Here is a 17,501-nt window from a genome sequence, read left to right as displayed (position 1 = left end):
TCGTATACGGCAGAGGGCCGGGTCCGCCATCGGACCCGGCCCTCTGCTTTGTCCAGACGGTCCGGTGCGTCCGGACCGAACGGTCAGATCACCGTGCCGCTCGGCGACGTCGTGGCGAAGCCGGTGCTCTCCGGCCCGCTGCCCGCCGACGTCTGCGCCGCCGCGCTGCTCGGCACGGGGCCGCTCGCGGAGTCGGTGGTGGCCGGGGTCGTCGACGTACTGGCCGACGGCGACGTGGACGGCGAAGGGCTCGACGACTTCGTGGAGGACGCCGACGGCGAGGCGCTCGACGACTTCGAGGGGGACGGGGAGGGCCTGTGCGTGGGCGACTTCGACGGCGGCGCGGACGACGACTTCGAGGGCTTGCTCGCGCCGGTGTGCGTCCCGCTCGGTTCGCCGGACGGCTGCCGGCTCGCCGAGGCCGTGGGGGTCGGGTCGTCCGAGGTGCCGTACGTGCCGTCGGGGCCCGGGTCGGTGGGGGTGGCCACCGCGCCGGGAGAGGCGTCGTCGCCCTTCTTCGGCGTGTCCGCGCCCAGGCTGTCCTCCTGGCTGTCCTGCGTGGCCGACGGGTTGACGCCGATCTTCTCGGACGGCGTGTCGTTGTTGTGGTCCGAGGTCGCTCCGAGGGTCACCACGGTCCCGAGGACGGCGACGAGGAGCGCGCCCGCGCCCGCGGCCACCAGATTGCGCCGGGTGCCGGTGACCAGCCGCCCCGCGACGCTCCGCGGCCCGGCCGGCGGAATGCCGGGGCTGCCCGGGTGGGCGAGCACCGTGAGGGTGTCGCCCGACGGGTCGGTGCGGGGGAAGGCGGCCGGTACACCGCCGGGAGGCGACACCGACTCCTCGTGACGCGCGCCGGGCACCTCTTCGCCCGCCGCGGTGCGCCCGCCGGTCAGCTGAAGGGTTCCGGAGCGGTCGGTGACCAGCGCGAGGGCGCGGCGGCCGGCGGTGGTGCCGCGCTTGTCGGCGAGTTCGCCGCGCATGGCGACGGAGGCCTCCAGCTCGGCGCGGGACCGGTCGAGCTGGTGGCCGCAGAGCGCGAGTACACCCAACTCGTGGTGGAAGTAGGCCTGTTCACCGAGGTCGTCGGCCAGCTCGGAGGCCTCGACGCCGAACCGCAGGACGCGCTCCCAGGCGCTCCAGTGCAGTCCCGCCGCGAAGGCGGGCGCGGCCGTGCGGGCGAGCTGGACGGAGACGCTCTCCTCGGCCTCGTCCTGCGGGACGGTGGTGACCGGGACGAGCATGTCCAGGGCGGCGAGCAGCGCGTCGGCCTCGGCGCAGACCCGCTCCGGGGTGACCGAGGGGTGCCCGGCCCACCAGGTGTAGTGCCGCGCGGCGGCCAGCGCGCTCTCCTGGACGGTGTCCGCGTATCCGGAGGCCTCCAGCTGGACCTGCACCCCGGCGGCGAGCCGGTAGCGGGAGCCGACCGGGGAGATCAGCGCGGAGGCCGCGAGTTCGGCGAGCGCGGCGTCGGCGTGGGTGTCGCCCACGAGTGCGGGCAGATGGGCCTGGTGGGGCACCTCGCCGCCGAGCGCGACGGCGAAGCGCAGAGTGGCGCGCGCCGACTCGCTGAGCCGGGAGGCGAGCAGCGCGGCGGGCGCGGCGCCCTCGGCGAGCGAGGGCAGCGGTACGTCGGTTCCGTCGCCTGTCTCGAAGGCCGCGTCGGCCGGGGCTTCCTGGAAGACGCCGTAGTCGTCGAAGGCCTCTTCGCTGGCCTGCATCCGGTCGCGCTGCCGCAGCAGCGCTCCGGCCTGTATGAAGCGCAGCGGCAGTCCCTCGGACTCGAACCAGAGGTCGCCCGCCCAGTTCGACTCGTCCTCGCTCAGGACGCGTCCGACGGAGCGCTCCAGCAGTTCGAGGCCGCCGCTGCGGTCGAGACCGCCGAGCAGGACCTCGTCGAGCTGGGCCTGGACGGACGGGGCCGGTATGTCGGGAGTGACGGCGATCACGAAGGCGCACTCGGGGGTGGCGTCGAGCAGCACGTCGAGGGCGCTGCCGCCGATCTCCGCGTCGTCGACGATGACGACCGCCCCGATCTCGCGGACGAGCCGGTGCAGTTCCTCGTGGTCCGGGCGGTACAAGGGGGCTTCGTAGACGGCCGCGAAGAGGTCGTACAGCACGTCGCTCGCGGTGCGCCCGAGGCCGGACAGGCGGACGACGCCGTCGGGGGCGAGGTCCGCGCAGTCCTCGGCGACGGCGTCCAGCAGGACGGTGCGGCCGGATCCCGAGGGGCCGGTGAGCCGTACCGAGCGGCCGCGCGCGAGGAGGCGCACGACCTGCTCGCGCTCCTCGTGGCGTTCGAGGAGCGGCAGCCGGGGCTGGGCCGGGCCGGGCGGAACGGGCGGCTGGGCCGCGCGGGCCAGTTCGGCGCGTTTCGCGGCGTCGTGCCTGGCCGGCGTCGCCGGCCGCTCGTGCGGCGGGCAGTTCTCTATCTCGCTGCCGTCGATGGGGTTGACGGTGAGCGCGAATTCGCCCGTGACGAGTCTGACCGTGCGGACGGGCACGGGTTTGTGCTGGCCGAGGTCGGCTGCGAGCGGGTCACGCGGCGGGCGCGGGCGAGTCACCTGACCGTCGTCGTCATGGCCGTGCTCTTCGGCTCCCCGGTTGATCGGGTCCATGTTCCAAGCCCCCCAAAAGCGTCGTGTGCCGATGCCCTCCCGGCCTGGCTGCACACCGCTTCGTCGCTTCTGGTCCGGTGCCCGCTCGTAGGGTTTCGGTCGGCGGGCAGCCGAACCCTAAACCTTCGCACAGTATCTATGAACAGGCGGGGTACCGCGCCGCCCGAAGCATCACGGCTTCGTGAGGATTGTGCACGCCGTGCGCCCGGTGCGGCGGCCGGGGCGCGTACTCGGTCGCGCACGCGGTCGCGTGCGCGCAGGAGTGACGGGGGCGTGCGCTCGGGTCACACCCGGGGCAGGGACTCGACCCCGATCCCGCCCTCGATCGCCAGGATCCGGTGCAGCCGGGTGGCCACCAGCAGGCGCTGCATCTGCGGCGGTACGCCGCGCAGCACGAGCCGTCGGCCGCACCGCCCGGCGCGTCGGTGGGCCCCCATGATGACACCGAGCCCGGTGGCGTCCCAGGAATCCAGCTCGGACAGATCCAGCACCAGGTCGCCCGCTCCGTCGTCGACGGCCGTGTGCAGGACCGTACGGGCGTCCGCCGCGCTGCGTACGTCGAGGCGGCCCCCGACGACCAGCTCGGCGTGGTCGCCCCTGATGTACATATGCGCTCCCCGAGAATGCGTCTCGTAACTCCGCGTGTGTCTGTTTCCGCGTCTTCGCGTCTGCATGTTGTGCATGGTCTGACTGCCTGAGGGCCGTGAAGGTTGCCGTCTGTAAGCGAACCGATACCGAATTCACCTCATGGAGTGACATCCGAGAGGTGTGCACGGCTTCCGCGGCACATGCGGCGACCGGATCCCGGTCGCCGCATGATCGTTCAGTGCTTGTAGAAGCCCTGCCCGCTCTTGCGCCCGATGTCACCGGCGTCAACCATCCGGCGCATCAGCTCCGGCGGGGCGAACTTCTCGTCCTGGGTCTCGGTGTAGATGTTGCCGGTGGCGTGCAGCAGGATGTCGACGCCCGTGAGGTCGGCGGTGGCCAGGGGTCCCATGGCGTGGCCGAAGCCCAGCCGGCAGGCGAGGTCGATGTCCTCGGCGGTGGCCACGCCCGACTCGTACAGCTTCGTCGCCTCGACGACGAGGGCCGAGATGAGGCGGGTGGTCACGAAGCCGGCCACGTCGCGGTTGACGACGATGCAGGTCTTGCCGACGGACTCGCTGAACTCCCGCGCGGTGGCGAGCGTTTCGTCGCTGGTCTTGTAACCGCGGACCAGCTCGACGAGCTGCATCATCGGCACCGGCGAGAAGAAGTGCACGCCCACGACCCGCTCCGGGCGCTCCGTGGCCGCCGCGATCTTGGTGATCGGGATCGCGGAGGTGTTGGAGGCGAGCACGGCGTCAGGGCGGACGATCTTGTCCAGGGCCTGGAAGATCTCGTGCTTGACCTCGAGCTTCTCGAAGACCGCCTCGACGACGATGTCGGCGTCGGCGGCCGCGTCCAGGTCGGTGGTCGCCGTGATCCGCGCGAGCGCGGCGTCCGCGTCGGCGGCTTCCAGCCTGCCCTTGCTCACGAACTTGTCGTACGAGGCCCTGATGCCGTCGAGGCCGCGGTTCAGCGCCTCGTCGGTGACATCGCGCAGAACGACGTCCCAGCCCGCCTGCGCGGAGACCTGGGCGATACCGGACCCCATGAGTCCGGCTCCGATGACGGCGAGCTTCCCAGCCACTCGTACTCCCTTAACACGCTGCTTGTGTATGCCTCTTCGGCGGAGAGTAGCGTTCGGAAGGGGGCGGGAAACCCGTAAGTAACGCGTGTCACGGTCTCAGGGCGTGAGACACCCGTCACGTCCGGTCCGGACGTGTCACCGGGCCTCGGATCATCCGTCAGCCCGTACGGCGTAGCCGAGAACCTTCGGGCTCAGGAGCTCCTCCATGTCGTCGAGGAGCACGAGGATCTCGCGCGACACCTCGTCCGGGGCGCGGTCCGCCCTCATCTCGCGGCTGATGGCCGTCGTGACGGTCTGGTGCACCCAGTTGATCTGACCGGCGACGAGGCCCGGCAGGGGGTCCCCGGGCGGCGCACCGGTCTCCTCGCGCAGGGCTTCCTCCAGGGCCTCCTGGCCGATCGCCCAGAGCCGCGAGCGGAGCGCGGGGGCCTCGTCGACGACCTGCATGAAGCGGGCGACACCCACCGCCAGGCCGAGCCGGGGCGAGACCGCCTCGGCCTCCTCGCGCAGTTCGCGCAGGACGGCGACGGCGGCGGACTCGCCCTTCGGGCGGCCGCGCACCCAGCGGGCGAGCCGGTCGACCACGCCCGCGGACCGGTCGAGGAAGAGGTCCTCCTTGGCCGGGAAGTAGTTGTACACGGTGTTCACGGAGACGTTCGCGGCGTCCGCGATCTCCGCGACCTTCACCGCGTCGAAGCCCCGCTCCAGGAACAGCCCCGTGGCGACATCGGAGATGTACTGCCGGGTCTGCCGCTTCTTCCGCTCCCTGAGCCCCTCGGTCATGCACGCATCGTAGCTTTCGCTGGAGCTCCTGAATTTTTGGAGTCATTGCAAATTTTCAGTGACTCTGTTTTTCTTGACGGCATGGCAATCATCAGTACGGCCGGCCTGGCCCGTACCTTCGCGACGAAGCACGGCCCGGTCGAGGCGGTGCGCGGCATCGACCTCACGGTGCGGCCCGGCGAGATCCTCGGCCTCCTCGGCCCGAACGGCGCGGGCAAGACCACCACGCTCAAGATGCTCACCACCCTGCTCGCGCCCACCGGCGGCGCGGCGACGGTCGCGGGCCGCGACCTGGCCGGCGATCCGGCCGGTGTCCGCCGCGCCTGCGGCTACGTGGCGCAGTCGGGCGGCGTCGACCCTCAGGTGACGGTGCGGGAGGAACTCGTCACCCAGGGACGGCTGTACCGGCTGACGAAGCCGCGGGCGGCCGAGCGGGCCGGGGAACTGGCCCACGAGCTCGGCCTCGCCGACGTGCTGGACCGCAGGACGGCCGCGCTCTCCGGAGGGCAGCGACGGCGCCTGGACATCGCGCTCGGCCTCACCCACCGCCCCGAGGTGCTGTTCCTCGACGAGCCGACGACCGGTCTCGACCCCGGCAGCCGGGCCGCCCTCTGGGACCTCGTCCGCGAGCTGCGTGACACCTACGGCACCACGGTCTTCCTGACCACCCACCACCTCGACGAGGCGGACGCGCTCGCGGACCGGATCGTGATCGTCGACCGGGGCGTCGTGGTCGCCGACGGCACGCCCGCCGCGCTGAAGCTCGCCCACACCGGCTCCCTCGACGCGAGCCTCCAGGACACGTTCCTCGCCATCACCGGCCGCGGCCCGGAGCCCGCCGGTGCCGCCTCCGTAGCCGTATAGGACGTACCGGCCGATGCTTCTCCACGACACCGCGCTGATCTTCGGGCGCTATGCCCGCCAGACCCTGCGTTCCCGCTTCGCGATGCTCTTCGGCGTCCTCATGCCCCTGCTCTACCTGCTCCTCTTCGGCCCGCTCCTGACCGGTCTGCCGCTCGGCGCCCGGGGCACGTCCTGGCAGATCCTCGTCCCCGGACTGCTCCTCCAGCTGAGCCTGTTCGGTGCCGCGTTCGCCGGGTTCTCCGTCATCGTCGAGAAGAACCTGGGCGTCGTGGAGCGCATGCGTGTCACTCCGGTGAGCCGCCTCGCGCTCCTGCTGGGCCGCATCCTGCGCGACGCCGCCGTCCTGGTGCTCCAGTCGGTGCTGCTCGTCCTGGCGGCGCTGGTGACGGGTCTGCGGGCGCCGCTCGCCGGCGTCCTGATCGGCTTCGCGTTCGTCGCCCTGCTGACCCTCTCGCTCGCCTCCCTGTCCTACGCGCTCGCCATGAAGGTCCGTACGCCCCAGGAGTTCGGCCCCGCCGTCAACGCGCTCACCGTGCCGTCCATGCTGCTGTCCGGCCTGATCCTGCCGATGGCGCTCGCCCCCGGCTGGCTGGACGTCCTCTCGCACCTCATGCCGCTGCGCTACCTCGCGGACGCGATGCGGGACGCCTACGTCGGCTCGTACACCTCCGCCCACATGCTGTACGGGGTGCTGGTGGCCCTCGCCCTCGGCGCGCTCGCCGTGACGGTGGGCACACGGGCGTTCCGCACGGCCGGAGCGTAACTAGGCTGACCTCATGGTCAATCTGACGCGCATCTACACCAGGACCGGCGACCAGGGCACCACCGCCCTCGGCGACATGAGCAGGGTCGCCAAAACCGATCTGCGGATCTCGGCGTACGCCGACGCCAACGAGGCGAACGCGGTGATCGGAACGGCGATCGCCCTGGGCGGCCTGGAGGACGAGGTCGTCCAGGTCCTCACCCGCGTGCAGAACGACCTGTTCGACGTGGGCGCGGATCTGTCGACTCCGGTGGTCGAGGACCCGAAGTTCCCGCCGCTGCGGGTCGAGCAGTTCTACATCGACAGGCTGGAGGCCGACTGCGACCTGTTCAACGAGCGCCTGGAGAAGCTCCGCTCCTTCATCCTGCCCGGCGGCACCGCCGGGGCGGCACTCCTGCACCAGGCGTGCACGGTCGTGCGCCGGGCCGAGCGCTCGACCTGGGCGGCGCTGGAGGTCCACGGCGAGGCGATGAACCCGCTGACCGCCACCTACCTCAACCGGCTCTCGGACCTGCTGTTCATCCTGGCCCGCACGGCGAACAAGGACACCGGCGACGTGCTGTGGGTCCCGGGCGGGGAGCGCTGAGCGGCTCCTCGGCCCTCCACGCCGTACACCCCCTGCACGCCGAACACCCCGGACACGCCGAACACGCCGAACACGACCAGGGCGTCTGCGCCGGGCTCGAAACGACCTTCGAGCCCTCCGCCGCAGGCGCCCTTCGTCGTTCCCGCCGAAGGCTCCAGCCGACCGCGGCAGGAACACGAAGCCCCACTTCATCCGCCTGCCGGACCGCCAGGACCGTGCGCGCCGGTCGTCAACCCGCCCCTACCGCAAGGGAGTTGATGATCAAGTGCAACAATGGAACAAGTGGTCCAGACCTATTGACCTATGGTCCAGACCTTCCTATCCTCACGGGCACCGTGGGTGTGAAGGCTCAGTCACGCCCCCCTCCCTCAACTCCCCCCGAGGAGGCGCGGAATGCGCTTCAGACAACGAGCGACGGCAGGGCTCGCGACCCTGCTGCTCCCCCTGGCAGGCCTGGTCGGTCTCGCGAGTCCGGCGCACGCCGCCGACAGCGCCACCGCCACGTACTCCAAGACCCAGGACTGGGGTACGGGCTTCGAAGGCAAGTGGACCGTCAAGAACACCGGTACCACCGCGATCAGTTCGTGGACGATCCAGTGGGACTTCCCCTCCGGCACGTCCGTCACCTCGGCCTGGGACGCGGACGTCACCAGCTCGGGCAACCACTGGACCGCCAAGAACAAGTCCTGGAACGGCACCCTCGCCGCGGGCGCCTCCGTCTCCTTCGGCTTCAACGGGGCGGGCTCCGGCTCCCCGTCCAACTGCACGCTCAACGGCGGCAGTTGTGACGGCGGCACCACCGTCCCCGGCGACAACCCGCCGTCCGCGGCGGGCACCCCCACCGCCTCCTCGGTCACCGACACCTCGGTGAAGCTCTCCTGGAGCGCGGCCACCGACGACAAGGGCGTCAAGAACTACGACGTTCTGCGCGGCGGCACCAAGGTCGCGACCGTGACGACGACCTCGTACACGGACACCGGCCTGACCGCCGGCACCGACTACTCGTACACCGTGCAGGCCCGTGACACCGCCGACCAGACCGGTCCGGTCAGCGGCGCGGTCGCGGTCCACACCACCGGCGGCACCACCGACCCGCCGCCCACCGGCAAGAACGTCAAGCTCGGCTACTTCACCGAGTGGGGCATCTACGGCCGCAACTACAACGTCAAGAACCTGGTGACGTCCGGCTCGGCCGCCAAGATCACGCACATCAACTACGCGTTCGGCAACGTCACCAACGGCCAGTGCGCGATCGGCGACTCCTACGCCGACTACGACAAGGCCTTCACCGCCGACCAGTCGGTCAGCGGCGTCGCCGACACCTGGGACCAGCCGCTGCGCGGCAACTTCAACCAGCTCCGCGAGCTGAAGGCCAAGTACCCGAACATCAAGGTCCTGTGGTCCTTCGGCGGCTGGACCTGGTCCGGCGGCTTCGCCCAGGCGGCCGCCAACCCGGCCGCGTTCGCGCAGTCCTGCTACAACCTGGTCGAGGACCCGCGCTGGGCCGATGTCTTCGACGGCATCGACATCGACTGGGAGTACCCGAACGCCTGCGGTCTGTCCTGTGACACCAGCGGTGCCGCGGCCTACAAGAACCTCATGCAGGCCCTGCGTGCCAAGTTCGGCTCGAACAACCTGGTCACCGCGGCCACCACGGCCGACGGCACCTCCGGCGGCAAGATCGACGCCGCCGACTACGCGGGCGCCTCGCAGTACGTCGACTGGTACAACGTGATGTCGTACGACTTCTTCGGCGCGTTCGCCGCACAGGGCCCGACCGCCCCGCACTCCCCGCTCACCTCGTACAGCGGCATCCCGACGCCGGGCTTCACCACGGCCGACGCGATCGCCAAGTTCAAGTCGAAGGGCGTGCCCGCAAGCAAGCTGCTCATCGGCATCGGCTTCTACGGCCGCGGCTGGACCGGGGTCACCCAGTCCGCACCCGGCGGCACGGCGACCGGCCCGGCCGCCGGTACGTACGAGCAGGGCATCGAGGACTACAAGGTCCTCAAGACGTCCTGCCCCTCCACCGGCCTCGTCGCCGGTACGGCGTACGCCTACTGCGGCAACAACTGGTGGTCGTACGACACCCCGGCCACCATCGGGACGAAGATGTCGTGGGCCAAGAGCCAGGGCCTGGGCGGCGCCTTCTTCTGGGAGTTCAGCGGTGACACCAGCAACGGTGAACTGGTCAGCGCCATCAACAGCGGCCTGAGCTGATCACCGGCCTGCACTGAGCACCGCTCCACCCCGCACCACGAAACGAACCGCGGGCAGACCTCATGGTCTGCCCGCGGTTCGCTGTAGGGGGGCCGTCCAACGGGCCCTGAACGTCGCTACGCGACGTTCACCCGTTGTCCGGGCGGGGCCGCCTCCAGCCAGGCGAGGAATCCCGTCAGCGCGTCCTCGCTCATCGCCAGCTCGAGACGCGTCCCGCGATGGAGGCAGGCCAGGATGATCGCGTCCGAGAGCAGCGCGAGCTCCTCCTCGCCCGCGGCGGCGCGACGGCCGTCCACCTCGATCGCCGAGCGTTCGAGGACGCGGCGCGGGCGGGGGGCGTAGGAGAAGACGCGGTACCACTCGATCCGGTCGCTGTTGTAGCGGGCCACTCCGTAGCTCCAGCCCTTGCCGCTGGGGTCACCCTTCTCGGGGACGTCCCAGCGCAGGCTGCAGTCGAACGTTCCGCCGGAACGCTGGATGAGCCGGCGGCGGAGGCCGAAGACGAACAGCCCCACCACCACGAGCGCCACTACCACTCCGCACACAGTCAGAGCGAGGACCATCGACACCGACCTCCTCGTCTCCTAGGTAACGGAAAAGAAAAAACTTCCGGATTCGCCTCAGCCGCGGCCAGGGCCGGAGTGATCCGGTCCCAGCCGCGGCTGAGTCAAAGCCTTGCACAGTGCTCCCCCGGCGCCTGCGGTGCCGGGGTCGCACCGATGGTCAGCGGGTCGCCACCGCACGCAGGCGGACGTCCGCGCGACGCTCGGCGGACGCGTCGGCGTCCGACTTCGCGCGCTCGAGCGCCCGCTCCGCACGCTGGACGTCGATCTCGTCCGAAAGCTCGGCGATCTCGGCCAGCAGCGACAGCTTGTTGTCGGCGAACGAGATGAAACCGCCGTGCACCGCGGCGATGACCGTCCCGCCATCACTCGTACGAATGGTCACCGGGCCCGACTCCAGCACACCGAGAAGCGGCTGGTGACCGGGCATGACGCCGATGTCGCCGGACGCGGTACGCGCGACGACCAGGGTGGCCTCGCCGGACCAGACACTGCGGTCCGCGGCGACGAGCTCGACGTGCAGCTCAGTAGCCAAGGTGGGCTCCTCGGGTCACCACCCGGCGTTGCTGCCGGGTGTTGGGTCAAAGTCTAGTAGGCGTACGGAGAGGGAAGGACCGCACCCCGCGAGGCGCGGTCCCGCCCCCTCACTCAGAACACGAGGTTCAGGAGACGCCGAGCTCCTTGGCGTTGGCCTTGAGGTCCTCAATGCCACCGCAGAGGAAGAACGCCTGCTCCGGGAAGTGGTCGTACTCACCGTCGATGATCGCGTTGAAGGCCACGATCGACTCGTCCAGCGGGACGTCCGACCCGTCGACGCCGGTGAACTGCTTGGCGACGTGGGTGTTCTGGGACAGGAAGCGCTCCACGCGACGGGCACGGTGGACGGTGAGCTTGTCCTCCTCGCCCAGCTCGTCGATACCGAGGATCGCGATGATGTCCTGAAGGTCCTTGTACTTCTGAAGAACCGACTTGACGCGCATCGCGGCCGCGTAGTGGTCCGCCGCGATGTAGCGGGGGTCCAGAATCCGGGACGTGGAGTCCAGCGGGTCCACGGCCGGGTAGATGCCCTTCTCGGAGATCGGACGGGAGAGAACCGTCGTCGCGTCGAGGTGGGCGAACGTGGTGGCCGGGGCCGGGTCGGTCAGGTCGTCCGCGGGGACGTAGATCGCCTGCATCGAGGTGATCGAGTGACCACGGGTCGAGGTGATGCGCTCCTGGAGGAGACCCATCTCGTCGGCCAGGTTCGGCTGGTAACCCACCGCGGAGGGCATACGGCCGAGCAGGGTCGAGACCTCGGAACCGGCCTGCGTGAAGCGGAAGATGTTGTCGATGAAGAACAGCACGTCCTGCTTCTGCACATCGCGGAAGTACTCCGCCATGGTCAGACCCGCGAGGGCCACGCGCAGACGGGTGCCCGGGGGCTCGTCCATCTGGCCGAAGACAAGGGCGGTCTTGTCGATGACGCCCGACTCCGCCATCTCCTCGATGAGGTCGTTGCCCTCACGCGTGCGCTCACCGACACCGGCGAACACGGAGACACCGTCGTGGTTGTTGGCGACGCGGTAGATCATCTCCTGGATGAGCACCGTCTTGCCGACACCGGCACCACCGAACAGACCGATCTTTCCACCCTTGACGTACGGGGTGAGGAGGTCGATGACCTTGACGCCGGTCTCGAACATCTCGGTCTTCGACTCGAGCTCGTCGAAGCGCGGGGCCTTGCGGTGGATGGTCCAGCGCTCGCCCGAGTACTTCTCGTCGGAGTTCAGCACCTCACCGAGGGTGTTGAACACCTTGCCCTTGGTGAAGTCACCGACCGGGACACTGATGCCCGTTCCGGTGTCGGTGACCACGGCCTGGCGGACCAGACCGTCGGTGGGCTGCATGGAGATCGTACGGACCAGGCCGTCACCCAGGTGCTGGGCGACTTCCAGGGTCAGTGTCTTCAGCTCGCCGGCGTTGGCCGGGTCGGCCACCTCGACGTGAAGGGCGTTGTAAATCTCCGGCATCGCGTCGACGGGGAACTCCACGTCGACGACCGGGCCGATGACCCGGGCGACGCGGCCCGTGGCAACGGCCGTCTCAGAAGTCGTCGTCATTACTTGTCACTCCCCGCGGTCGCGTCGGCAAGGGCTGCGGAGCCGCCGACGATCTCGCTGATTTCCTGGGTGATTTCGGCCTGGCGGGCCGCATTGGCAAGTCGGGAGAGCGTGGTGATCAGGTCTCCCGCGTTGTCGGTCGCCGACTTCATCGCGCGGCGCGTGGCGGCGTGCTTGGAGGCAGCCGACTGGAGCAGCGCGTTGTAGATACGGCTCTCGACGTAGCGCGGCAGCAGGGCGTCGAGGACGTCCTCCGCCGACGGCTCGAACTCGAACAGCGGGAGGATCTCGCCCTTCGGCGCCTCCTCCGCGACCTCTTCGAGGCGAAGCGGCAGCAGACGGCCGTCGATGGCCGACTGCGTCATCATCGAGACGAACTCGGTGTAGACGATGTGGAGTTCATCCACGCCGCCGTCCGCCGTGTCCTTCTCGATGGCCTCGATCAGCGGACCCGCGACCTTCTTCGCGTCCGCGTAGGTGGGCTCGTCGGTGAAACCCGACCACGACTCCACGACCTTGCGCTCGCGGAAGTTGTAGTGGGCCAGACCGCGGCGGCCGACGATGTACGTGTCGACCGTCTTGCCCTCGGCCTCGAGACGGGCGGTCAGCAGCTCCGCCGCCTTGATGGCGTTGGAGTTGAAGGCGCCGGCCAGACCGCGGTCGCTCGTGAGGAGCAGCACCGCGGCACGGGTCGCCGTCTCCGCCTCCGTGGTCAGCGGGTGCTTGGTGTTCGAGCCGGTGCCGACCGCCGTGACCGCGCGGGTGAGCTCGGTCGCGTACGGCGTGGAGGCCGCCACCTTGCGCTGCGCCTTGACGACGCGCGAGGCGGCGATCATCTCCATCGCCTTGGTGATCTTCTTGGTCGCGGTGACGGATCGGATGCGACGCTTGTAGACCCGGAGCTGGGCTCCCATGAGTCAGGTCCCTTCCTTACGTCACTTGGCGGCGGCCGGAGCGTCCTCGCCGAGAAGCTTCCCGTCCGAGGTCTCGAACTGCTTCTTGAACTCCGTGATGCCGTCGGCGATGGCGGTGAGCGTGTCGTCCGACATCTTGCCGCCCTCCTTGATGGAGGTCATGAGGCCCTGCTCCTTGCGGTGCAGGTACTCCAGGAGCTCCTTCTCGAAGCGGCGGATGTCGGCGACCGGTACGTCGTCCATCTTGCCCGTGGTGGCGGACCACACGGAGACGACCTGGTCCTCGGTCGGCATCGGCTGGTACTGAGCCTGCTTGAGCAGCTCGACCAGTCGCTGACCGCGCTCCAGCTGCGCCTTCGACGCGGCGTCCAGGTCGGAACCGAAGGCGGCGAACGCCTCCAGCTCGCGGTACTGGGCCAGGTCGAGGCGAAGTCGGCCGGAGACCTGCTTCATCGCCTTGTGCTGGGCGGAGCCACCGACGCGGGAGACCGAGATACCGACGTTCAGGGCCGGACGCTGACCGGCGTTGAACAGGTCGGACTCCAGGAAGCACTGGCCGTCGGTGATGGAGATGACGTTGGTCGGGATGAACGCCGACACGTCGTTCGCCTTGGTCTCGACGATCGGCAGACCCGTCATCGAACCGGCGCCCAGGTCGTCGGAGAGCTTCGCGCAGCGCTCCAGCAGACGGGAGTGCAGGTAGAAGACGTCACCGGGGTAGGCCTCGCGCCCCGGCGGACGGCGGAGCAGCAGGGACACGGCGCGGTAGGCGTCGGCCTGCTTCGAGAGGTCGTCGAAGATGATGAGGACGTGCTTGCCCTCGTACATCCACTGCTGACCGATGGCCGAACCGGTGTACGGCGCAAGGTACTTGAAGCCGGCCGGGTCGGACGCCGGGGCGGCGACGATGGTCGTGTACTCCAGCGCACCGGCCTCTTCGAGGGCGCCACGCACGGAGGCGATGGTCGAGCCCTTCTGGCCGATGGCGACGTAGATGCAGCGGACCTGCTTCTTGGTGTCGCCCGAGCGCCAGTTGTCGCGCTGGTTGATGATCGTGTCGACGGCCAGCGCGGTCTTGCCGGTCTGACGGTCGCCGATGACCAGCTGACGCTGGCCACGGCCGATCGGGGTCATCGCGTCGACGGCCTTGTAGCCCGTCTCCATCGGCTCGTGCACCGACTTGCGGACCATGACGCCCGGGGCCTGCAGCTCGAGGGCGCGGCGGCCGGACGTCTCGATCTCGCCGAGGCCGTCGATCGGGTTGCCGAGCGGGTCGACGACGCGGCCGAGGTAGCCCTCGCCCACGGCGACGGACAGCACCTCACCGGTGCGCTGCACCGGCTGGCCCTCCTCGATGCCGCTGAACTCGCCGAGGACGACCGCACCGATCTCGCGCTCTTCCAGGTTCAGCGCGAGACCGAGGGTTCCGTCCTCGAACTTCAGCAGTTCGTTGGCCATGGCCGAGGGAAGACCCTCGATCTTGGCGATACCGTCGCCGGCGACGGTGACCGTACCGACCTCCTCGCGCGAGGCCGCGTCCGGCTGGTACGACTGGACAAAGTTCTCCAGTGCGTCCCGGATCTCCTCCGGCCGGATCGTGAGCTCCGCCATCTGGGTTCCCTGCTCTCCTTGTTGGGCCCGAAGTTTCACTTGGGGGGATGGGGACTCCCCCCGATGATGAGGTGAATCCTCTGCACGGCCCAACCAGGGCCGTAATTGCCTACTGCTTATGGGATTACTAGCTCGCCATGCGGCGGGCGGCGTCCTCGAGACGGTCCGCGACGGAACCGTTGATGACCTCGTCGCCGACCTGCACCCGGATCCCGCCGAGGACATCGGGGTCCACGTCGAGGTTGAGGTGCATCGGGCGGCCGTAGAGCTTGGCCAGAGAGGCGCCGAGGCGCTGCTTCTGTCCGTCGCTCAGCGGCACCGCCGAGGTGACCACGGCGACCATGCGGTCACGGCGCTCGGCGGCGAGCCTGGACAGGGACTCGAGTCCCGCTTCCAGGCTACGTCCGCGGGGCGCGGTCACGAGGCGCGTCACCAGACGCTCGGTCGTCACGTCGGCCCGGCCGCCGAGCAGGCTGCGCAGCAGCTCGCTCTTGGCCGCCGTGGTGGCGGCCCGGTCGGTCAGCGCGGCGCGCAGCTCGGTGTTCGAGGCGACGATCCGGCCGAAGCGGAACAGCTCGTCCTCGACGTTGTCGAGCGCGCCCGTCCGCTGCGCCGCCGTGAGGTCGGCGGTGGCGGTGAGTTCCTCGAGGGCGTCCACCAGGTCGCGGGGCTGCGACCAGCGGGAACGCACCATGCCGGACACCAGGTCGGCGGCGGTGCCGCCCACCTGGCCGCCGAGCAGGCGCTGGACCAGCTCGGCCTTGGCCTCGCCGGGCTGCGCCGGGTCGGTGAGGACCCGACGCAGCGACACCTCGCGGTGCAGCAGCGCAGTGACCGCGGCCAGCTCGTCGGAGAGCTGGGCCGCGTCCACGGACGTCGAGTCCGTCAGCGCGTCGAGACGCTCACGTGCGGCTGCGGTTGCCTCGCGGCTCGCTCCGTGTGCAGTCATCGAGCCGCCTCGGCCTTCTCCTCAAGCTCGGAGAGGAAACGGTCGATGACGCGGCTCTGTCGGGCGTGGTCCTCGAGGGACTCGCCGACGAGCTTGCCGGCCAGGTCGGTGGCAAGCGTGCCGACGTCCTGACGCAGCGACTGAGCGGCGGCCTTGCGGTCGGCGTCGAGCTGCGTGTGACCGGCGGCGACGATCTCGTCGCGCTGCCGCTGGCCTTCCGCGCGCATCTCGGCGATGAGCGTGGCGCCCTGCTCCTGTGCCTCCTGGCGCAGGCGCGCGGCCTCGTGACGGGCCTCGGCGAGCTGAGCCTTGTACTGCTCGAGAACGCTCTGGGCCTCGGTCTGCGCGGCCTCGGCCTTTTCGATACCGCCCTCGATGGCCTCGCGGCGCTGCTCCAGAACCTTGTTGATGTTCGGGAGAAGCTTCCAGGCCAGGAAGCCGAAGACGATGACGAAGGCGAGCAGGCCGATGACAAGCTCGGGGATCGGCGGGATGAGGGGATTTTCCTTCTCCTCGGCCGCCAGAATGAGCAGGTGGCTCATGTCAGTGCCTTTCGTCTAGTGGGCTGTCGCTGATCGGGTGGATCAGGTGCCGTAGACGAACGGCATGACCAGACCGATGAGGGCGAGCGCCTCACAGAAGGCGAAGCCGAGGATCTGGTTGGCGCGGATCAGACCGGCGGCCTCGGGCTGACGGGCGAGAGCCTGGGTGCCGTTACCGAAGATGATGCCGACGCCGACGCCGGGGCCGATGGCCGCGAGGCCGTAACCGATCGAGCCGAGCGAGCCGGAGACAGCGGCAAGGGTCTGGGACATGCCAGTTCTTCCTTTTCTTTACGGACCGGTGGGGGTTGGCCACCGGACGACTGCGGGTTCAGAGACGGGCGCTCAGTGGTGCTCGGCCAGCGCGCCCTGGATGAAGGTGCAGGTCAGCAGCACGAACACGTACGCCTGCAGGGCCTGGATGAACAGCTCGAAGGCCGTCATGACGATGACCATGACGAACGAGACGCCGGCGTAGGCGATCCCGAAGCCGTTGAGCAGGTACCAGGACGCGATCGTGAACAGCAGCAGCAGGGTGTGACCCGCGAACATGTTCGCGAAGAGTCGCACCGCGTGCGTGAACGGCCGGACGATCAGGTTGGAGAGCAGCTCGATGAACATGGCCAGCGGGAGAACCGGGCCCAGCGACTTGTCGTAGCCGCTGAAGTTCTTGAACGCTCCGACGAATCCGTGGCGCTTGAACGTCAGGGAAACCCAGACGACGTAGACGATCAGGGCGAGAACCGCGGGGTAGGCGATGATCGCCGTGACCGGGAACTGCGCGACCGGAATGATCGACCAGAGGTTCATCATCCAGATGAAGAAGAACAGCGAGACGATCAGCGGAACGTACTTCTCGCCCTCCTTCTTGCCGATCGTCTCGTAGACGACACCGCGGCGGATGAAGTCGTAGCCGGTCTCGGCGACCATCTGCAGCTTGCCCGGGACGACCTTCGGCTTACGGAAGGCGGCCCAGAAGAAGCCGACGACGACGATCGAGCCGAGCAGCGCCAGGAGCATCGTCTTGTTGAAGTACACGTTGCTGTCCGCGTCGCCCCAGAGGGGCTCGAACATGAACGAGTGCAGGCCGGGAGCCGGGAAGCCACAGCCGTCGAAGATGTGGCAGTCGGTCTCGAAGGCGAGCACCTGCGTCGGGTCAGCACTCACCGCGGGCTCCTTCAGCGTGGCGCATAGGTACGGCAACCTCGTTGTGTCGGCGCGGCGCACAGCCGCGGTTCGGCACTGGACTGGTGTTACGGATGTGAGGGCGGCAGTGGGGCATCAAGCCTCGCGATCGAACAGGCGTCAGCTCAGATG

General features: G+C 69.4%; 17 protein-coding genes. 4 read left to right on the top strand and 13 right to left on the bottom strand.

What is annotated here, in order from left to right:
* Positions 1-83: 83 nt before the first annotated feature.
* The 4 genes from OG410_RS28250 to OG410_RS28235 form a co-directional block, all read right to left on the bottom strand.
* Positions 84-2,618 carry an ATP-binding protein gene (locus tag OG410_RS28250; protein WP_329301686.1) on the bottom strand — a complete coding sequence of 845 codons (2,535 nt, stop codon included), beginning with the start codon at positions 2,616-2,618 and terminating at the stop codon, positions 84-86.
* A gap of 284 nt (positions 2,619-2,902) precedes the next feature.
* The gene (locus tag OG410_RS28245; protein WP_329301685.1) at positions 2,903-3,226 is read right to left on the bottom strand and encodes an STAS domain-containing protein; all 324 of its coding nucleotides are present in this window, start codon (positions 3,224-3,226) and stop codon (positions 2,903-2,905) included.
* Positions 3,227-3,441: 215 nt separating this feature from the next.
* On the bottom strand, positions 3,442-4,290 hold the full coding sequence (locus tag OG410_RS28240) for a 3-hydroxyacyl-CoA dehydrogenase family protein (RefSeq protein ID WP_329301684.1): 849 nt from the start codon (positions 4,288-4,290) through the stop codon (positions 3,442-3,444).
* A gap of 150 nt (positions 4,291-4,440) precedes the next feature.
* Complete coding sequence (locus tag OG410_RS28235; protein WP_329301683.1) at positions 4,441-5,073, bottom strand: TetR/AcrR family transcriptional regulator; 633 nt, start codon at positions 5,071-5,073, stop codon at positions 4,441-4,443.
* An 81-nt stretch (positions 5,074-5,154) separates the two neighbouring features.
* On the opposite strand from OG410_RS28235, the gene OG410_RS28230 reads away from it, so the two are divergent.
* From OG410_RS28230 to OG410_RS28215, 4 genes are all read left to right on the top strand, one after another.
* The gene (locus tag OG410_RS28230; protein ID WP_329301682.1) at positions 5,155-5,937 is read left to right on the top strand and encodes an ABC transporter ATP-binding protein; all 783 of its coding nucleotides are present in this window, start codon (positions 5,155-5,157) and stop codon (positions 5,935-5,937) included.
* Positions 5,938-5,950: 13 nt separating this feature from the next.
* Positions 5,951-6,700, top strand: coding sequence for an ABC transporter permease (locus OG410_RS28225; RefSeq protein ID WP_329301681.1), 750 nt, complete (start codon positions 5,951-5,953; stop codon positions 6,698-6,700).
* Positions 6,701-6,713: 13 nt separating this feature from the next.
* On the top strand, positions 6,714-7,286 hold the full coding sequence (locus tag OG410_RS28220; protein ID WP_329301680.1) for a cob(I)yrinic acid a,c-diamide adenosyltransferase: 573 nt from the start codon (positions 6,714-6,716) through the stop codon (positions 7,284-7,286).
* Between the two features lie 393 nt (positions 7,287-7,679).
* Positions 7,680-9,506 carry a glycoside hydrolase family 18 chitinase gene (locus OG410_RS28215; protein WP_329301679.1) on the top strand — a complete coding sequence of 609 codons (1,827 nt, stop codon included), beginning with the start codon at positions 7,680-7,682 and terminating at the stop codon, positions 9,504-9,506.
* A 116-nt stretch (positions 9,507-9,622) separates the two neighbouring features.
* Here OG410_RS28215 and OG410_RS28210 read toward each other — a convergent pair whose 3' ends face one another.
* From OG410_RS28210 to atpB, 9 genes are all read right to left on the bottom strand, one after another.
* Positions 9,623-10,069 carry a DUF2550 domain-containing protein gene (locus OG410_RS28210; protein WP_329301678.1) on the bottom strand — a complete coding sequence of 149 codons (447 nt, stop codon included), beginning with the start codon at positions 10,067-10,069 and terminating at the stop codon, positions 9,623-9,625.
* A 160-nt stretch (positions 10,070-10,229) separates the two neighbouring features.
* Entirely contained in the window at positions 10,230-10,604 is a 375-nt protein-coding gene (locus tag OG410_RS28205) for a F0F1 ATP synthase subunit epsilon (protein WP_328448111.1), read from the bottom strand.
* Positions 10,605-10,731: 127 nt separating this feature from the next.
* Positions 10,732-12,168, bottom strand: a complete 1,437-nt coding sequence (gene atpD / locus OG410_RS28200) for a F0F1 ATP synthase subunit beta (RefSeq protein WP_329301677.1) — start codon at positions 12,166-12,168, stop codon at positions 10,732-10,734.
* Positions 12,168-13,082, bottom strand: a complete 915-nt coding sequence (locus OG410_RS28195; RefSeq protein WP_329301676.1) for a F0F1 ATP synthase subunit gamma — start codon at positions 13,080-13,082, stop codon at positions 12,168-12,170. The genes atpD and OG410_RS28195 overlap by 1 nt, the downstream gene beginning before the upstream one ends.
* Positions 13,083-13,103: 21 nt before the next feature.
* Entirely contained in the window at positions 13,104-14,693 is a 1,590-nt protein-coding gene (gene atpA / locus OG410_RS28190; RefSeq protein ID WP_328671437.1) for a F0F1 ATP synthase subunit alpha, read from the bottom strand.
* 127 nt (positions 14,694-14,820) lie between these two features.
* Complete coding sequence (locus tag OG410_RS28185) at positions 14,821-15,642, bottom strand: F0F1 ATP synthase subunit delta (protein WP_329301675.1); 822 nt, start codon at positions 15,640-15,642, stop codon at positions 14,821-14,823.
* Positions 15,639-16,184: a F0F1 ATP synthase subunit B gene (locus OG410_RS28180; RefSeq protein ID WP_329301674.1), complete on the bottom strand. Its 546-nt coding sequence runs from the start codon at positions 16,182-16,184 to the stop codon at positions 15,639-15,641. The genes OG410_RS28185 and OG410_RS28180 overlap by 4 nt, the downstream gene beginning before the upstream one ends.
* A gap of 42 nt (positions 16,185-16,226) precedes the next feature.
* Positions 16,227-16,457, bottom strand: coding sequence for an ATP synthase F0 subunit C (gene atpE, locus OG410_RS28175; RefSeq protein ID WP_028804225.1), 231 nt, complete (start codon positions 16,455-16,457; stop codon positions 16,227-16,229).
* 72 nt (positions 16,458-16,529) lie between these two features.
* Positions 16,530-17,366 (bottom strand): F0F1 ATP synthase subunit A, encoded by an 837-nt coding sequence (atpB, locus tag OG410_RS28170; protein WP_329304277.1) that lies wholly within the window; start codon positions 17,364-17,366, stop codon positions 16,530-16,532.
* Between the last annotated feature and the right edge of the window lie 135 nt (positions 17,367-17,501).

This window comes from Streptomyces sp. NBC_00659 (assembly GCF_036226925.1).
Classification (GTDB): Bacteria; Actinomycetota; Actinomycetes; order Streptomycetales; family Streptomycetaceae; genus Streptomyces.
The sequence above is the reverse complement of the archived record's forward strand: the minus strand, read 5'-3'. Positions and strand labels throughout refer to the sequence as shown.

What these genes read in the sequence shown, in the direction of transcription:
- OG410_RS28235 (WP_329301683.1), bottom strand. Translation starts at nt 5,073, where the DNA reads ATGACCGAGGGGCTCAGGGAGCGGAAGAAGCGGCAGACCCGGCAGTAC.
- OG410_RS28230 (WP_329301682.1), top strand. Translation starts at nt 5,155, where the DNA reads ATGGCAATCATCAGTACGGCCGGCCTGGCCCGTACCTTCGCGACGAAG.
- OG410_RS28225 (WP_329301681.1), top strand. Translation starts at nt 5,951, where the DNA reads ATGCTTCTCCACGACACCGCGCTGATCTTCGGGCGCTATGCCCGCCAG.
- atpA (WP_328671437.1), bottom strand. Translation starts at nt 14,693, where the DNA reads ATGGCGGAGCTCACGATCCGGCCGGAGGAGATCCGGGACGCACTGGAG.
- atpD (WP_329301677.1), bottom strand. Translation starts at nt 12,168, where the DNA reads ATGACGACGACTTCTGAGACGGCCGTTGCCACGGGCCGCGTCGCCCGG.
- OG410_RS28180 (WP_329301674.1), bottom strand. Translation starts at nt 16,184, where the DNA reads ATGAGCCACCTGCTCATTCTGGCGGCCGAGGAGAAGGAAAATCCCCTC.
- OG410_RS28245 (WP_329301685.1), bottom strand. Translation starts at nt 3,226, where the DNA reads ATGTACATCAGGGGCGACCACGCCGAGCTGGTCGTCGGGGGCCGCCTC.
- OG410_RS28215 (WP_329301679.1), top strand. Translation starts at nt 7,680, where the DNA reads ATGCGCTTCAGACAACGAGCGACGGCAGGGCTCGCGACCCTGCTGCTC.
- OG410_RS28220 (WP_329301680.1), top strand. Translation starts at nt 6,714, where the DNA reads ATGGTCAATCTGACGCGCATCTACACCAGGACCGGCGACCAGGGCACC.
- atpE (WP_028804225.1), bottom strand. Translation starts at nt 16,457, where the DNA reads ATGTCCCAGACCCTTGCCGCTGTCTCCGGCTCGCTCGGCTCGATCGGT.
- OG410_RS28210 (WP_329301678.1), bottom strand. Translation starts at nt 10,069, where the DNA reads ATGGTCCTCGCTCTGACTGTGTGCGGAGTGGTAGTGGCGCTCGTGGTG.
- OG410_RS28250 (WP_329301686.1), bottom strand. Translation starts at nt 2,618, where the DNA reads ATGGACCCGATCAACCGGGGAGCCGAAGAGCACGGCCATGACGACGAC.
- OG410_RS28185 (WP_329301675.1), bottom strand. Translation starts at nt 15,642, where the DNA reads ATGACTGCACACGGAGCGAGCCGCGAGGCAACCGCAGCCGCACGTGAG.
- OG410_RS28195 (WP_329301676.1), bottom strand. Translation starts at nt 13,082, where the DNA reads ATGGGAGCCCAGCTCCGGGTCTACAAGCGTCGCATCCGATCCGTCACC.